Source organism: Winslowiella iniecta, from assembly GCF_001267535.1.
Lineage (GTDB): Bacteria > Pseudomonadota > Gammaproteobacteria > Enterobacterales > Enterobacteriaceae > Erwinia > Erwinia iniecta.
The window spans coordinates 5,067-19,266 of the sequence record NZ_JRXE01000010.1 but is presented as its reverse complement, the minus strand read 5'-3'; the positions used below and the strand labels follow the sequence as shown (position 1 = coordinate 19,266).

At 53.1% G+C, this 14,200-nt stretch carries 13 protein-coding genes and 1 pseudogene; 6 read left to right on the top strand and 8 right to left on the bottom strand.

Features of this window, described 5'->3' with window-relative positions:
- Positions 1-338, top strand: a 338-nt coding sequence (locus NG42_RS08490; protein ID WP_241488329.1) for a flavin reductase, incomplete at its 5' end; no start/stop codon positions are given.
- A 47-nt stretch (positions 339-385) separates the two neighbouring features.
- On the top strand, positions 386-1,717 hold the full coding sequence (gene rutG / locus NG42_RS08485) for a pyrimidine utilization transport protein G (protein WP_052898888.1): 1,332 nt from the start codon (positions 386-388) through the stop codon (positions 1,715-1,717).
- Here the strand turns inward: rutG and NG42_RS08480 are convergent.
- Both NG42_RS08480 and NG42_RS08475 read right to left on the bottom strand, forming a co-directional pair.
- Positions 1,714-2,643, bottom strand: coding sequence for a DMT family transporter (locus tag NG42_RS08480; protein WP_052898887.1), 930 nt, complete (start codon positions 2,641-2,643; stop codon positions 1,714-1,716). The two genes, rutG and NG42_RS08480, sit on opposite strands and share 4 nt — an antisense overlap.
- Before the next feature lie 139 nt (positions 2,644-2,782).
- A complete protein-coding gene (locus tag NG42_RS08475; protein WP_071590531.1) occupies positions 2,783-2,947 on the bottom strand; it encodes a con-10 family general stress protein in 165 nt (54 codons plus the stop codon).
- A gap of 351 nt (positions 2,948-3,298) precedes the next feature.
- Here NG42_RS08475 and wrbA point away from each other — a divergent pair, with 351 nt between their 5' ends.
- From wrbA to NG42_RS08460, 3 genes are all read left to right on the top strand, one after another.
- On the top strand, positions 3,299-3,898 hold the full coding sequence (gene wrbA / locus NG42_RS08470; RefSeq protein WP_052898885.1) for an NAD(P)H:quinone oxidoreductase: 600 nt from the start codon (positions 3,299-3,301) through the stop codon (positions 3,896-3,898).
- Between the two features lie 21 nt (positions 3,899-3,919).
- The gene (locus NG42_RS08465; RefSeq protein WP_052898884.1) at positions 3,920-4,150 is read left to right on the top strand and encodes a YccJ family protein; all 231 of its coding nucleotides are present in this window, start codon (positions 3,920-3,922) and stop codon (positions 4,148-4,150) included.
- Positions 4,151-4,234: 84 nt separating this feature from the next.
- Positions 4,235-5,611, top strand: coding sequence for an NAD-dependent succinate-semialdehyde dehydrogenase (locus NG42_RS08460; protein WP_052898883.1), 1,377 nt, complete (start codon positions 4,235-4,237; stop codon positions 5,609-5,611).
- A 129-nt stretch (positions 5,612-5,740) separates the two neighbouring features.
- On the opposite strand, the gene agp is transcribed toward NG42_RS08460, so the two are convergent.
- Positions 5,741-7,321, bottom strand: coding sequence for a bifunctional glucose-1-phosphatase/inositol phosphatase (gene agp / locus NG42_RS08455; RefSeq protein WP_052898882.1), 1,581 nt, complete (start codon positions 7,319-7,321; stop codon positions 5,741-5,743).
- 257 nt (positions 7,322-7,578) lie between these two features.
- On the bottom strand, positions 7,579-8,655 hold the full coding sequence (locus tag NG42_RS08450; protein ID WP_052898881.1) for a LacI family DNA-binding transcriptional regulator: 1,077 nt from the start codon (positions 8,653-8,655) through the stop codon (positions 7,579-7,581).
- Positions 8,656-8,926: 271 nt separating this feature from the next.
- On the opposite strand from NG42_RS08450, the gene NG42_RS08445 reads away from it, so the two are divergent.
- Complete coding sequence (locus tag NG42_RS08445; protein ID WP_052898880.1) at positions 8,927-10,186, top strand: maltoporin; 1,260 nt, start codon at positions 8,927-8,929, stop codon at positions 10,184-10,186.
- Between the two features lie 130 nt (positions 10,187-10,316).
- On the opposite strand, the gene NG42_RS08440 is transcribed toward NG42_RS08445, so the two are convergent.
- From NG42_RS08440 to NG42_RS23435, 4 genes and pseudogenes are all read right to left on the bottom strand, one after another.
- Complete coding sequence (locus NG42_RS08440; RefSeq protein ID WP_052898879.1) at positions 10,317-10,634, bottom strand: PTS sugar transporter subunit IIB; 318 nt, start codon at positions 10,632-10,634, stop codon at positions 10,317-10,319.
- A 74-nt stretch (positions 10,635-10,708) separates the two neighbouring features.
- Entirely contained in the window at positions 10,709-12,766 is a 2,058-nt protein-coding gene (locus tag NG42_RS08435) for a beta-galactosidase (RefSeq protein WP_052898878.1), read from the bottom strand.
- A 56-nt stretch (positions 12,767-12,822) separates the two neighbouring features.
- Positions 12,823-14,022 (bottom strand): glycoside hydrolase family 53 protein, encoded by a 1,200-nt coding sequence (locus tag NG42_RS08430; protein ID WP_052898877.1) that lies wholly within the window; start codon positions 14,020-14,022, stop codon positions 12,823-12,825.
- A 4-nt stretch (positions 14,023-14,026) separates the two neighbouring features.
- Positions 14,027-14,200: pseudogene (locus NG42_RS23435) on the bottom strand (sugar ABC transporter permease); the annotation flags it as partial.

Below are 14,200 nucleotides of genomic sequence, written 5' to 3'. Positions count from 1 at the left end.
ACCGTTCGGCATCGGTCTATCCGGCGTTTATGCAAAACCAGATGCTGTGCGTCAACACGCTGGCGGCCGGTCATGAGACGCTTTCCGGCCTGTTTGGCGGCAAAACGCCGATGGCGCAGCGCTTTATCGCCGCGGAGTGGTCAACGCTGGTGACCGGCGCGCCGATTCTGGCCGGTGCCGTTGCGTCGTTTGACTGCAAAGTTACGCAGGTGGTCAGCGTCGGCACGCATGACATTCTGTTCTGTGAAGCGCAGGCACTGGTGTGTAACGACAATACTCATGGCCTGATCTATTTCGATCGTGGATATCATCACCTGATGCGGCAGGAAGCCAGTTAACGCCGTCACCCGACGGTCACTGCTTTAGTTCATCCTGGGAGAAAACGATGAGAAGTTCCTGGTTTCCGCAATGGCGTAAAAAATCGGCAAACGCTGATAATGGTCTGGTGGCTCCGGATGAAACCCTGCCCGCCGGTCAGACGATGGTGATGGGCCTGCAACATGCGGTGGCGATGTTTGGTGCAACGGTATTAATGCCGCTGCTGATGGGGCTGGACCCGAACCTGTCGATTTTGATGTCCGGCGTCGGCACCCTGCTGTTCTTTCTGATCACCGGTGGCCGGGTGCCGAGTTATCTCGGCTCCAGTGCGGCTTTTGTCGGCGTAGTGATTGCAGTCACCGGCTACAGTGGCCAGGGGCTGAATCCGGCGCTGAGCGTGGCGCTTGGCGGCATCATCGCCTGTGGCTTTCTGTATACAGTCATCGGGCTGGTGGTGATGAAAGCCGGTACGCGCTGGATTGAGCGCCTGATGCCGCCGGTGGTGACCGGCGCGGTAGTCATGGCGATTGGCCTGAACCTGGCACCGATTGCGGTCCGTGGCGTCTCCGCATCGATGTTTGATAGCTGGATGGCGGTGATGACGATACTGTGCATCGGGAGCGTGGCGGTATTTACCCGCGGCATGGTGCAGCGCTTACTGATCCTGGTGGGCCTGATTCTGGCATGGGCGATCTATGCGCTGTTAACCAATGTGCTGGGGCTTGGCAAACCGGTGGACTTCAGCCTGCTGGCTAATGCGCCCTGGTTTGGCCTGCCGCAAACCACCGCACCGAGTTTCAGCATGCAGGCAATGGTGATGATTGCGCCAGTGGCGGTCATTCTGGTGGCGGAGAATCTTGGGCACCTTAAAGCGGTGGCCGGGATGACCGGGCGCAGTCTCGACCCTTATATGGGGCGCGCTTTTGTCGGCGATGGTGTAGCCACCATGTTGTCCGGTTCGGTGGGCGGCAGCGGCGTGACCACCTATGCCGAAAATATCGGCGTGATGGCGGTCACCAAAGTCTACTCGACACTGGTGTTTGTCGCGGCGGCGGTGATTGCGATGTTGCTTGGCTTCTCACCGAAATTTGGTGCGCTGATCCACACCATTCCGGCGGCGGTGATTGGCGGAGCGTCGATTGTGGTATTTGGCCTGATTGCCGTGGCGGGCGCACGGATCTGGCTACAGAATAATGTCGATCTGAGCCAGAACGGCAACCTGATTATGGTCGCCGTGACGCTGGTACTGGGTGCCGGGGATTTTGCGCTGAATATCGCCGGCTTTACGCTGGGCGGCATCGGCACCGCCACTTTTGGCGCCATTATCCTTAATGCCCTTCTCAGCCATCGCCGCGCGAAGGCGCTAACCGACAATCAGGTCGCCCCGCAGGAAAGTTAAGCGTTTTCGCTTAACGGCTCAGGCGAAGCTGACGACTTCGCCTTTTTCTTACGCTTCAGCTTAAGCTCACTGATGATGACGCCCAGCACAATCAGTGCGCCACCCAGCAGCGCAATACCCGGCAGACGCTCACCGGCAATACGTCCGACAATTCCCGCCCACACCGGCTCACCGGCATAGATGACTGTCGCCCGCGTAGGCGAAACGCTGCGCTGCGCCCAGTTCATGGTCACCTGAATCACCGCACTGGCGATCCCCAGTCCAACGGCGCTGTAGAGCAGATAAGGGGAAAAGGCCGGAACCGACTCGCCATTCGGCAGCATAAAGATAAACGCACAGGCTGACGCGACCGCCAGCTGCACAATGGTCACGCGTCGGACGTCAACCTTACCGGCACAGGCGCTAATCAGAATGATCTCCGCAGCAATTGCCAGTGTGCTGAGCAGCGTGGCGATTTCACCGGCGCTGAACGCCAGACTATCCCCTTCCGGCCCGGCCAACAATAACAGCCCGGTAAACGCCAGCACTACGCCAACCCATGACATCAGACCCGGCATTCTGCCGAGGAACAGCCATTGCAGCAGCGGAACTAACGGCACATACATCGCGGTAATAAAAGCGGATTTACTGCTGGAGATGGTCTGCATTCCCCAGGTTTGCAGGCCATAACCGCAGGCAATCGCAATGCCGATCCAGGCTCCGGCCTTAAACTCCTGCCAGCGTAAGCCGCGCAGGATTTTCCATGAAACCAGCGCCAGCAGTAGCGCGGCAGTGGCAAAGCGCAGGCCGACAAAGAAAAACGGCCCACTGACGTTCATCGCATGATGTACCACGAGGAAGGTGCCGCCCCACAACATGGTGATCAGCATCAACACCGCTTCCTGAATTTTTATACTGAATTTATAGCGCGAGAGAAACGACGACATAGCCGGGTCCGGATAAAAAATGGGCCGTTAGTGTGCGATGCGCGGACAGAGAGGTCAATGGAAAGTACGGGGATAAAGTAAACCGCCGGGCAATGCCCGGCGGCTGGGGGAGGAACCTTACTCGACAGTCAGCGAATTGCTACTTTTTACCGCTGCTGCGGCCCCCTTTTTCGCCTGCTTTGGAAGCCCGCTGCGGATCATTCTTAAAATTACCTCCGCTGCTTTTACCTCCTTTACGGCCAGCTTCTGATGCTCTTTCACGGTCTTCAGCGAAATTACCAGAGCCTCCACGATGTTCTGCCATTTCTTACCTCCGAATAGTTGAGACATCATCTTGCTAACACCCTGCTGCCGGATGCAGCGGGGGGTGGCAGAACCGGATAAAATGGCTTCCGGTTCATGCTTGCCACACTCTCCAGTTTAGACAAATCACCCTGTGTTACTGCGGCTGTTTATATTTGGAAACAAACAATCTTCTGAAAAATACCGCTTAGACGGCAGAGTTCACTTAAGCCCCTCTAAGGGTTATTGAAATTACTGACGGCAAAAAGATGTCATTTCTTTACTGGTTATTTGCTGCGCGGTTGGCACGGCAAGCTGCTTTTTCTCTTCTATACTGGATCCACGCAACATTTTTCCACCACGGAGTAAATTAATGGCGAAGATATTAGTGCTTTACTATTCCATGTATGGACATATCGAAACCATGGCGAATGCGGTGGCAGAAGGTGCCCGTCAAGTCAGTGGTGCCGAGGTAACGGTCAAGCGCGTGCCAGAAACCATGGACGCCGAACGTTTCGCTCAGGTTGGCGGTAAAACCCAGCAGGCTGCTGCGGAAGCCACACCCGAAGAACTGTCACACTATGATGCAATTATCTTCGGTACGCCTACCCGCTTCGGCAATATGGCCGGTCAAATGCGCACCTTCCTCGATCGCACCGGCGGGCTGTGGGCCTCGGGCGCACTGTACGGCAAACTGGCAAGCGTCTTCGCTTCCACCGGCACTGGCGGCGGCCAGGAACAGACCATCACCTCGACCTGGACCACGCTGGCGCATCACGGCATGGTGATCGTCCCTATCGGCTACGGTACTAAAGAACTGTTTGATATCAGCCAGGTACGCGGCGGCACGCCTTACGGCGCAACCACCATTGCTGGCGGAGATGGCTCGCGCCAGCCCAGCGAAGAAGAACTGGTTATCGCCCGCTATCAGGGTGAATACGTTGCCGGACTGGCGACCAAACTTAACGGATAACTACTGTTTCAGGAGGCAAACATGGCAACGCAACAATCTAAAGCACATCGTGTCGGAGAGTGGGCCAGCCTGCGTCGTACTTCACCGGAGATCGCCGAAGCGATTTTCGAAGTGGCCGAATATGACGAGAAACTTGCTGAGCAAATCTGGGAGCAACAAGGCAGTGATGAGGTGTTAGCGCGCGCCTTCAGTAAAACTACCGAGGATGAACTGACGTGGGACAACAAAGTTGTCGAACGAAAAAACGTCTGAGATTAAAAACATTCGGACGGAATATCACCGTCCGAATGCCCCTTTTCCAGCTTAATTTTGCTGAAAACAACCATGGAGAGAATCATGTCCTCATATCAGACCATTAACCCGGCAAACAATAAACTGATTAAATCATGGCCGGAACATAGTCCGCAACAGGTTGAACAGGCGCTGGATACCGCAGCCAAACTGTATAAATCCGACTGGTGTAAAGGTGATATTCAGCCGCGTCTGCAAGTGCTGAAAAAACTGGCTGAGATCATCGACAGCCGCGTCGATGAACTGGCAAAAATTGCCAGCGTCGAGATGGGTAAACTGATTAGCCAGAGCCGTGGCGAAGTGCAGCTGTGCGCGCAAATCGCCCGCTACTACGCCGAGAATGCCGAGCGTTTTCTGCAACCCACCCGCTATCCAACTGAGCTGGGTGAGGCCTGGGTGGAAAATCACCCGATTGGCGTACTGATGGCGGTAGAGCCATGGAACTTCCCTTACTATCAGCTGATGCGCGTGCTGGCACCCAATCTGGCAGCCGGTAACCCGGTGCTGGCGAAACATGCCGGTATCGTGCCGCACTGTGCCAGCGTTTTCGAGCAGCTGGTGCGTGAAGCCGGTGCACCTGAAGGCGCGTGGACCAATATGTTTATCTCCAACGATCAGGTTGCCGACCTGATCGCCGATGACCGTATTCAGGGAGCGGCGCTGACCGGTTCAGAAAAAGCCGGTAGCATCGTCGCCTCGCAGGCGGCGAAATACCTGAAAAAGTCCACGCTGGAACTGGGTGGCAACGATGTGTTTGTGGTGCTGGATGATTGCGATCTTGACGCAGCGGTTAAGCAAGGTGCTCAGGCACGTCTGAATAACGCCGGTCAGGTGTGTACTGCGGCTAAACGATTTATTGTTCATCAAAAAGTGGCCGGGCAATTCCTTGAGAAATTCACTGCGGCCTTTAAAGCGGTGAAGATTGGCGACCCACTGGATGAAAGCACTACCCTTGGTCCGCTTTCGTCAGCCGGTGCGCGCGACAATCTGGTAAAACAGGTGAACGCGGCGGTAGATAACGGTGCCAAACTGCATTATGGCGGTAAAGCGGTGGAAGGCGAAGGTTGCTTCTATCAACCGACCATTCTGACTGATATCGCCCGCAGCAACCCGGCTTATTTTGAAGAGTTCTTCGGCCCGGTGGCGCAGGTTTACGTGGTGCAAGATGATGATGAAGTGGTGAAACTGGCCAATGATTCGCACTACGGTCTGGGCGGTTCGGTGTTTACCCGCAATATTGAACGCGGTAAAAAGCTGGCTTCGCGTATTGAAACCGGCATGGTCTATATCAATTCACTGACCGATACTGCTGCGGAACTACCTTTTGGTGGGGTTAAACGTTCCGGTTATGGCCGCGAGCTGTCCGATCTGGGTATTAAAGAGTTTGTTAACCAGAAACTGGTAGTGGTCGCGAAGTCGTAATCTCCCTCCGCAGCGATGTGACACAGGGGCGGCGTTCTCGCCGCCCGTGCCAAAGATTCGCCACCTGCAAACCATTAAAAAGGGAGCCGAAAACGGCTCCCCCTAGCTATTGCAGTTAAAATTCAGATTTTACTGTGCTTTTGGCGCCTCGCCAGCCGCTTTCTCTTCCTGCTGTTCAGGCTGTGGCTTAGCCGCTTTCTCAGCGGCAGCCTGTGCTGCGGCCTCTTTGCTGGCAGCCTCTTTCTCCGCGGCAGCTTTCGCCTTTGCCGCTTTCTCGGCCGCCATCTTATCTGCAGCCGCTTTTTCAGCAGCGGCTTTCTCAGCTGCGGCTTTATCTGCAGCCGCTTTTTCAGCAGCGGCTTTCTCAGCTGCGGCTTTATCAGCATCCGCTTTCGCCGTATCAGCCGCCGGCTGTTCAGCTGGTTTTGCCGCTGCTGCAGGCGTTGCCTGCTGCATTGCCGTGCCCTGCACTGCGGTGTTCAGAACCTGAGTAAACTGCTCCCATGAACAGAAACCGTTGGCATCAGTTTCACAGCCTTTCATCTGTAACGTGACGCGCTGCGGCGGATTTTTCAGCGTCAGCGGTTCAGCGTTACGTAACTGATCGGCACTCTGGTAAATGTACTCAACTTTCACCAGGTCTTTATCGTTTTTGCTGTCGTGCCAGCGCTCAAACACAATCTTGCCACCAATTGGCGTGCGCTCATTCTGGCCAGGTAACTCGTAAGGTTTAAAGTCCAGCGCGGTCAGCAGCGAGGCGATATTGGAGTCGTGCCCCACCATCAGCGTCACTTTTGGCGCGGTCGCTTTGTCCTGGTCGATTAACTGGCTACGGATATAATCCACCAGCGGTGCAGCGACATTACGCGCCACTTCCGGTGAGGTAAACAGCGCGTCCTGATAACCGTTTTTAATGGCGGACAGCTCTTTCCACTGTTCTGCCGTTTTGATCTGACCCCAGGCGACCTGATCCAGCGGCAAGCCTTCGTAATATTGCAGAGTAAATGCATCGACCAGCGAATTACCGACTTTTAATGGGCCTGATACACCAGGTTCTTCGCCATTGTTGGCCTTGAATTTGTTCTGATTGTCACTGCTCAGCGAACACTGCTTTTTACCGTTACACACCGGCGCATTTTTGTAATCGATAATTTTTTCCAGCCGCTGGAATGCAGGCTTCAGGCTCAACTTTTCACCCGCTGCGTTCATCGCGGTCAGCGCTTGCTTGTTAAACTCTTCGCTGCCGTTGGTGATCACCGGATTAAAGATAGGGTCCATGCTGCCCATTTCATCCTGGTGAGTCACAGCAATATCACAACCCGGGAATGCACCATTGATAAAGAACTGCGCGGTCGCCACCGTGCGTTGCAGGCTGTTGGCATAGGCAAATACATCATCAGAGGAAGGACACTCGCCGCTCTTCACCAGACCCTGCTGCGCCAGCCATTCACGGGTGTAGTGACCCATATAGACTTCAAGGACGCCACCTTTGGTGGTGAGCTGTCCGCCCGGGACATCCCACTGCGGCCAGGCTTTTTTGGTTGATTGCTCTAAAACACTGCCATTATCCGCCAGCGGGGCACGCAGGTTATGGCGACTCATCATCAATACTTGTTGTAACTGCAGGTCGCCTTCCGCTGCCTGTGCAGAAAATCCAAACGGAAGTGCGGCCAGAACAGATAACGCGCAGAGAGTGTATTTTTTGATCATTGTGCTTATTCCATTGATTCAGGTGGTAAACATCCTGGCTATCCAACACGCTGCCAACCGTAAGGCAGCAAAAACATCGGACATCATAACCTGCCCTGCTCCGAAAAGCCCCGGACGTTTGCGGTAGCGTACAGTGTTAGCAATATAGCAGACTCTGCCGCCTGCGGTTTAGTGCCAATAGCAGACTGAAAAGCAACAGGATGTTTTCAGAATTGATAACGTAACGCTGGCATCCCTTGCCAGCGTACAGAACGTCGTTAATTCTGACTCAGCCGTTGGGCAATCAGGCGTAGTTCATCGGCAATCTGATTAAGATCCTGCTGCTGCCCGGCTTGCGGGCCGGTTGAGTGGCGGACAATCAGTTTTGCCGGTAAAATCGACGATGAACGCTGCACTTCACTGTCGCTGGCGCTAAGAATGCGGCGTACCGCTTCCTTGCCCTGTAAATCGAGATCCAGCGAAACTGTGGTCAGCGACGGCCAGAAAAAAGAGCTTTCATAGGTATCGTCATAGCCAATCACCGATTTATCGCCCGGAATGCTGAGCTGGTTCTGATGAAAGGCACTCAGTACGCCCAGCGCCATCTGATCGTTACCGACCAGCACGGCGGAAAAATGTGGCGTTTCGCGCAGCATCTGTAATGCACCGGCATAGCCGCTCTGCGCATCCCAGTTACCGTGCAGGGTGATCGCCGGATTCAGGCCGTAGCCGTGCAACGTCTCCTGCCAGCTTTTCAGCCGCAAATTGGCCGAAACCGAATTTTTCGGTCCGGCCAGCAAGGCGATATCTCGATGCCCCATTTCATACAGGTATTTTACACTGGCGCGAGTGCCGTCGGCCGGATTAAACGAAACGTTAAACACTGAGCTGTAGGGGTCGACATCGAGGAACAGGCAGATGATATCGTCATTGTCAGCCGCCAGTTTCTCCGCCTCGGCAGTCTCCAGCGGCACATTGATAATCACCTTATCCACCAGCTGCGATTTCAGTTCGTTGATAGAATCCTGGATACCCTGGTTGACGTTCTCATCCACCATGGAAATCAGCACCTGATACTGCTCATTATTAGCGTAACGTTTCACCGCAGCCGCAATTTGCGACGGGGCATGCAACGCCAGCGAAATGGTCACCAGCCCTACCGTTCTGCCTGGTTTACCCACCAGCTGTTGTGCCAGCCGGTTAGGTACATATCTCAGTAACTCAATCGATTGTTCAACTTTGCGGCGCGTGGCTTCCGATACGTTTGCAGATTTATTCAGCACTCTGGAAACGGTCTGATAAGACACACCAGCATGGCGGGCAACATCCTCTAATGTCGTGCTTTTCGACTTCATCTTCCGATTCCCTGCAGTTTTTCTGTCGTAATTGTATCAGGCCGATCCCGGTCAACATAGTTACCGTTATCCCGATCTGATGCATTTTAATAAAAGGCATTCGTTCACAATTCAGTTTCAAGTGATCCAGCTCACCTGCACTGTCAAAAATGGCTGATTTATTTGCAGTAAATCACATTATCTTCATAAACAAATTGTGGGTTTTTACAATTAGTCATCTTATAGCAGCACAATTGTGAACGTAATACAAAAAACAAAAAAAGAGGCACTCATGAAATGCAGGTTACATACCGTCGCCGCCGCGTTAGCGCTGGCCTTAAGTTCCGGATCGGCTGTTGCAATCGATAAGATCGATTTCCATGGCTATCTGCGCTCGGGCGTCGGGGTATCAAGTGACGGTGGCCCGGAAGAGTATCAAAAGAACAAAGTCGGCCGTCTGGGCAATGAATCCGATACTTACGGCGAACTTGAGCTGGGTGCGGAAGTCTATAAAAAGAATGATGTCAGCTTTTATCTCGATACCATGGTCAGCATGGTCTCCAACGGCTCGAATGACAGTGAATCGACACTGGACGACGATGCAGAATTTGGTTTGCGTCAGCTGAATCTGCAAATAAAAGGGCTGATCCCCGGCGATCCGAATGCGGTGATCTGGGGCGGTAAACGCTACTATCAACGCCACGATCTGCATATTATTGATACCAAATACTGGAATGTTTCCGGTGCTGGTGCCGGTATTGAAAACTACACGCTGGGTCCGGGGGCGCTCTCTGTGGCATGGATTCGCGGTGACGGCAATGATGTCGATTATCGGGTTGATAATGACAATGACCTGAATATTAACTATATCGATGTGCGTTATGCCGGACTGAAACCCTGGGCCGGAGCCTGGACCGAGTTTGGTATTGATTATGCCATGCCAAATCCTACGAAAAAGCAGAAAGAGTACGGCGGGCTGTACGATGCCGAAAATGGCGTGATGCTGACCGGTGAAATCAGCCAGGATATGCTTGGCGGCTATAATAAAACCGTGCTGCAATACGCGAATAAAGGTCTGGCGCAGAATATGATTTCACAGGGCGGCGGATGGTATGACGTCTGGCATAATACCGAGGACGCCACCGGTTATCGTGTGATTAACACCGGGCTGATTCCGATTACCGATAAGTTCTCGCTGAATCATGTGCTGACCTGGGGTTCCGCCGACAAGATCAGTGATGATATTGATCAAAGCCGCCTGCTGTCGCTGGTGGGACGTGCGCAGTATCAGTTTACCGAGTATGTGCGCGGTATTGGCGAAGTCGGTGCCTTCAGGCAAAAAGATGACAACCGCGATGGCAGCCACTACAAGCAGGGCGGAGAAAAATATACTCTGGCGCTGGGCTTAGCCGACGGTCCAGATTTTATGTCCCGCCCGGAATTACGCGTATTTGCCTCGTATTTAAATGACTCCGAAGACGGTAGATCCTTTAAAGATGGCACGGCAAATAACACCTGGAACTTTGGTGTGCAGGTTGAAGCCTGGTGGTAATGCATTACGCTTAATATTGCATCATTACTTTCTCTTTTGTTGTCACTGATTAATGCGTTTAATCTGAGTATTTGGCTGAATAATGTTTAACTAAAATGGATAACCCCCTGACGGTGGTTATCCATTTTTATTATTCTTCATTGCGTGAAAAACGGTCCTCAAGTAATTGCCGCAGGTTATCAGATTGCTTACCAAATATTGCATGCACTTCCTGACCAATAATAATGACACCTAATGCGCCGCTACGCTGTAACCCGGCGGAATCAACCTGAGATAAATCCTTTACCGTGACGCGCAGACGGGTAATACAGGCATCGACTTTAGTGATATTCTCGCGTCCGCCAAAATCCTGCATCAGATCCTGTAAATAATTGCTGTCAACGTTTTCCTGCTGCGGAGTGGTTTTAGGCTGAGAGAAATAATGAAGAAATGACTTTAAGCTGACCATGGCTGATTCCTTATCATAATGAAGCAATAAAAAACGCCCGCTGATCAGAGCGGGCGCGGTGGGAATATCACTGACTAAAGGCGGCGCATGATCACCCGGCTTCCCCAGGGTTGCAGAGTGAGATCTCCCTGCACCTCAGTCGCATCCGTCATATCCTGATAAATCTCAGGCAAAGTGAGAGTCTGCGGCTGATTACTGTAGTTTTGCAGCACAATAAATGCCTGTTCACCATCCGTGCGGCGGTGCGCAGTAACGCCCGCCGGGAAGTGAGTCTCAATGGCGCGCGGCAGTTGCAGTTCTGCTGCCAGCGCGGCAAAGAAATCACGCTGGAAAGCCAGATCGTTACGCGACGCGATATACCACGCCTTACCGCTGCCGAACGAATTCATCGTCACCGCAGGCATGCCAGCGTAGAAATCACTGCCGTAAGTGGCCAGCACTTCTGCACCTTCGGGATGAATCAGCTCGCATAAATGGCGCGCCTGATAAGGCCCTTGCAGGCCCAGCGCATTGCCACTGCTGCCCTGTACGCTATTGAATTCGTCATCGGTCAGGCAATCAATCTCTTCTGCCCGGATACCCATCAGCGAACGCAGCGGCCCCGGGAATCCGCCGAGGTGACACAGGTCGGACTGATTGACGATACCGCTCCAGTAAGTGGTGACGAACTGACCGCCTGAGCGGACAAACGCCTCGACTTTTTCGGCAAAACCGTCGCGCACCATATACAGCATCGGCGCAATCACCAGCTGATAGCCGGAGAGATCACAGTCGGCATTAATAATATCGACGGCAATGCCCTGCTCCCAGAATGGGCGGTAGTGCTCGTTAACGGTTTTTTCGTACTCCATTCCGGTGTTACGCGGGCCTTGCGCATCATCCATCGCCCAGCGACTTTCCCAGTCAAAAATTATGGCAACCCGAGCTTCTACGCGGCTGCCGGCAACCGCCGACATCGTGCCGAGAATGCGTCCCAGCTCGCTGACTTCACGACCCACGCGAGTATCAAGAGAGCCATAGTGGTCGATAACTGCGCCATGAAACTTCTCCACCGAACCACGACTTTTGCGCCACTGGAAATACTGCACCGAGTCCGCCCCGTGCGCCACCGCCTGCAATGAAGAGAGGATATGCATACCCGGCTTCTTTAGTTTGCTGGTGGGCTGCCAGTTAGTCACACTTGGCGTCGACTCCATCAGTACAAACGGCTGACCCTGTTTCAGGCTGCGCATCAGATCGTGGAACATGGCGGTGTAACAGGCCAGCGTGGTTTCATCTTGCTGGTTATGCCACATCGGATAGCTGTCCCAGGAGATGAAATCAATCACCTGCGACAACTGCCAGTAATCGTAGTCGTAGAAATATTCCATAAAATTGGTGGTGGCTGGCAGCTCAGGATTGGCGGCTTTCAGCGGCACAATCTCCTGGCGGCAGAAATCGGTGACCTGCGAGGTATTAAAGCGCCGCCAGTCAAGATTCAGCCCATGGATTGACACTTCGCCCTGCGGTGCCGGCGATTCAATCTGCGACCAGTCGGAATACGTGTGGCTCCAGAAGGTACTCCACCAGGCCTCGTTCAGCGCCTCCAGTGTGCCATAACGCTGCTGTAACCAGCCGCGGAAATTCTGCTGGCAGCTGTCACAATGGCACTCGCCACCGTATTCATTGGAAATATGCCAGCCAATCACTGCCGGATGTTGTGCGTAACGCGCAGCCAGTTGCTGATTTATCTCACCGACTTTCTGGCGGTAAACTGCCGAAGAGAGGCAGTGATTATGCCGCCCGCCGTGTAGCGCTTTCACCCGATCGCGCCCCACGCGCAGCACTTCCGGATATTTTTGTGACATCCACGCCGGTCGTGCACCACTTGGCGTGGCCAGAAAAACGTGAATACCCTGCTGATGTAATTTATCCAGTATCTCGTCCAGCCAGGCGAAATTATATTCGCCCTCTTTCGGCTCCAGTACCGCCCAGCTAAATATTCCCACAGACATGACATTACAGTTTGCCTGCTTCATCATAGTAATATCGTCTTCAACCACCCCGGAATAATTAAACCATTGCTCCGGATTATAGTCGGCACCGTGCAACAGGCCATTCACCCTTGCACTTAAAGGAGGAAACTTATTCATGAATTTTCCTTGGAAAAATATAATGGCGTTCAGAACAAGTCTGATGCTAAGCCGCGTTAATTAAATACTTTCACTGAAGGCAGCACTTTTCCCTGACAATCAAACAGCGCCTGGTTCTCCCTCGCATTACCTTCCTTCCATTCGTCATTGATATATTTCATTCCGGCTTTGTTTGCCCAGCCAGCCCCCGGCACGGCGATCCAGGTCGGTTCCCAATAAAAAATACCTTTGCCGCGTTGATTCGGCACATCAATAATGCTTTGCATCAGCTGATGAATAAAATCTGCCTGCCCCTGCACGGTGGCCGGATATCCGCCTGCCTCGGCTTCTTTAGCATTAAAACTGTTTTCTGCATCGTCACAGTTTTCCAGGCTATAACCATAGGCCGCTTCAACCACAATGACATCTTTGTTATAGCGCTTACTGATATCATCCATATTAAATTTCAGCGCGCTGATCGGGCCGTCCCAGTAAGTGTAAAGAGACAGGCCAATAATATCGAACGGCACCTTGCGTTGGGTTATTTCATCAAACCACCAGCGGAAGGTGTCATTTTTGGTGCCTTCCGCCAGATGCAGCATGATTTTCACCTGCTCAGGCGAATCCAGATTCTCCCACAGGCCATTAATCGCCGCGGTCAGCAGACCGGCCAGCCGGTCAAACTCGCCGCCATTCTGGCCCCAGCTCTTGCCTTCCGGCCACAGAATGCCGCCATTGATCTCGTTGCCGATTTGCACCATATCCGGCAGTACGCCCTGCTGCTTAAAGGTGGCGACAGTGTCGCGGGTATAGTCATGAATCCGGGTTTTCAGCTGATCATAATCCAGCGGCTGCCAGGCTTTTGGCTTGTACTGCTTGCCGGGATCGGTCCAGAAGTCGCTGTAATGAAAATCGAGCAGTAGCTTCATCCCTTGCGCCTTAACTCGTTTAGCCAGCGCCAGCGTGGTGGCCAGGTTGTTATTACCGCCGCCGTAGCCATTGCCCGCGCTGTCTTGCGGATCGACCCACAGACGTAAGCGAACATAATTGACGCCGTTATGTTTCAGGATAGTCAGCGCATCCTGCGGCTGGTTATTTTCATCATAGAATTTACCTCCGTGTTTCTCCACCTCTGCCAGGGTAGAAATATCTACCCCTTTAATAAAATCAGCCGGTGGATTAACCAGCGGTTTAATAATTACCGGCTCGCTGGCAAACAGTGAGGTCGAGAGTAAACCGGCCAGACAGAGGCTGATTAAACTGGGCTTTAATGTCATCTTATTATCCTTTGGTACTTCCCGAAGTAAGGCCAGAAACAAAGTACTTTTGCAGCGCCAGATAAAGAATGGCAACCGGTACGGCAATCAATACTGCTCCGGCGGCATAGGTGGTGTAGCTGGCGCCCATTTTCTGCGACACCAGGTTATACAGCCCGATTGGCAGGGTATATTTATC

Coding starts and splice junctions, on each gene's coding strand:
- NG42_RS08475 (WP_071590531.1), bottom strand. CDS start 2,947: ATGGCAGAACATCGTGGAGGCTCTGGTAATTTCGCTGAAGACCGTGAA.
- NG42_RS08430 (WP_052898877.1), bottom strand. CDS start 14,022: ATGACATTAAAGCCCAGTTTAATCAGCCTCTGTCTGGCCGGTTTACTC.
- NG42_RS08460 (WP_052898883.1), top strand. CDS start 4,235: ATGTCCTCATATCAGACCATTAACCCGGCAAACAATAAACTGATTAAA.
- agp (WP_052898882.1), bottom strand. CDS start 7,321: ATGATCAAAAAATACACTCTCTGCGCGTTATCTGTTCTGGCCGCACTT.
- NG42_RS08480 (WP_052898887.1), bottom strand. CDS start 2,643: ATGTCGTCGTTTCTCTCGCGCTATAAATTCAGTATAAAAATTCAGGAA.
- NG42_RS08450 (WP_052898881.1), bottom strand. CDS start 8,655: ATGAAGTCGAAAAGCACGACATTAGAGGATGTTGCCCGCCATGCTGGT.
- NG42_RS08465 (WP_052898884.1), top strand. CDS start 3,920: ATGGCAACGCAACAATCTAAAGCACATCGTGTCGGAGAGTGGGCCAGC.
- wrbA (WP_052898885.1), top strand. CDS start 3,299: ATGGCGAAGATATTAGTGCTTTACTATTCCATGTATGGACATATCGAA.
- NG42_RS08445 (WP_052898880.1), top strand. CDS start 8,927: ATGAAATGCAGGTTACATACCGTCGCCGCCGCGTTAGCGCTGGCCTTA.
- NG42_RS08440 (WP_052898879.1), bottom strand. CDS start 10,634: ATGGTCAGCTTAAAGTCATTTCTTCATTATTTCTCTCAGCCTAAAACC.
- rutG (WP_052898888.1), top strand. CDS start 386: ATGAGAAGTTCCTGGTTTCCGCAATGGCGTAAAAAATCGGCAAACGCT.
- NG42_RS08435 (WP_052898878.1), bottom strand. CDS start 12,766: ATGAATAAGTTTCCTCCTTTAAGTGCAAGGGTGAATGGCCTGTTGCAC.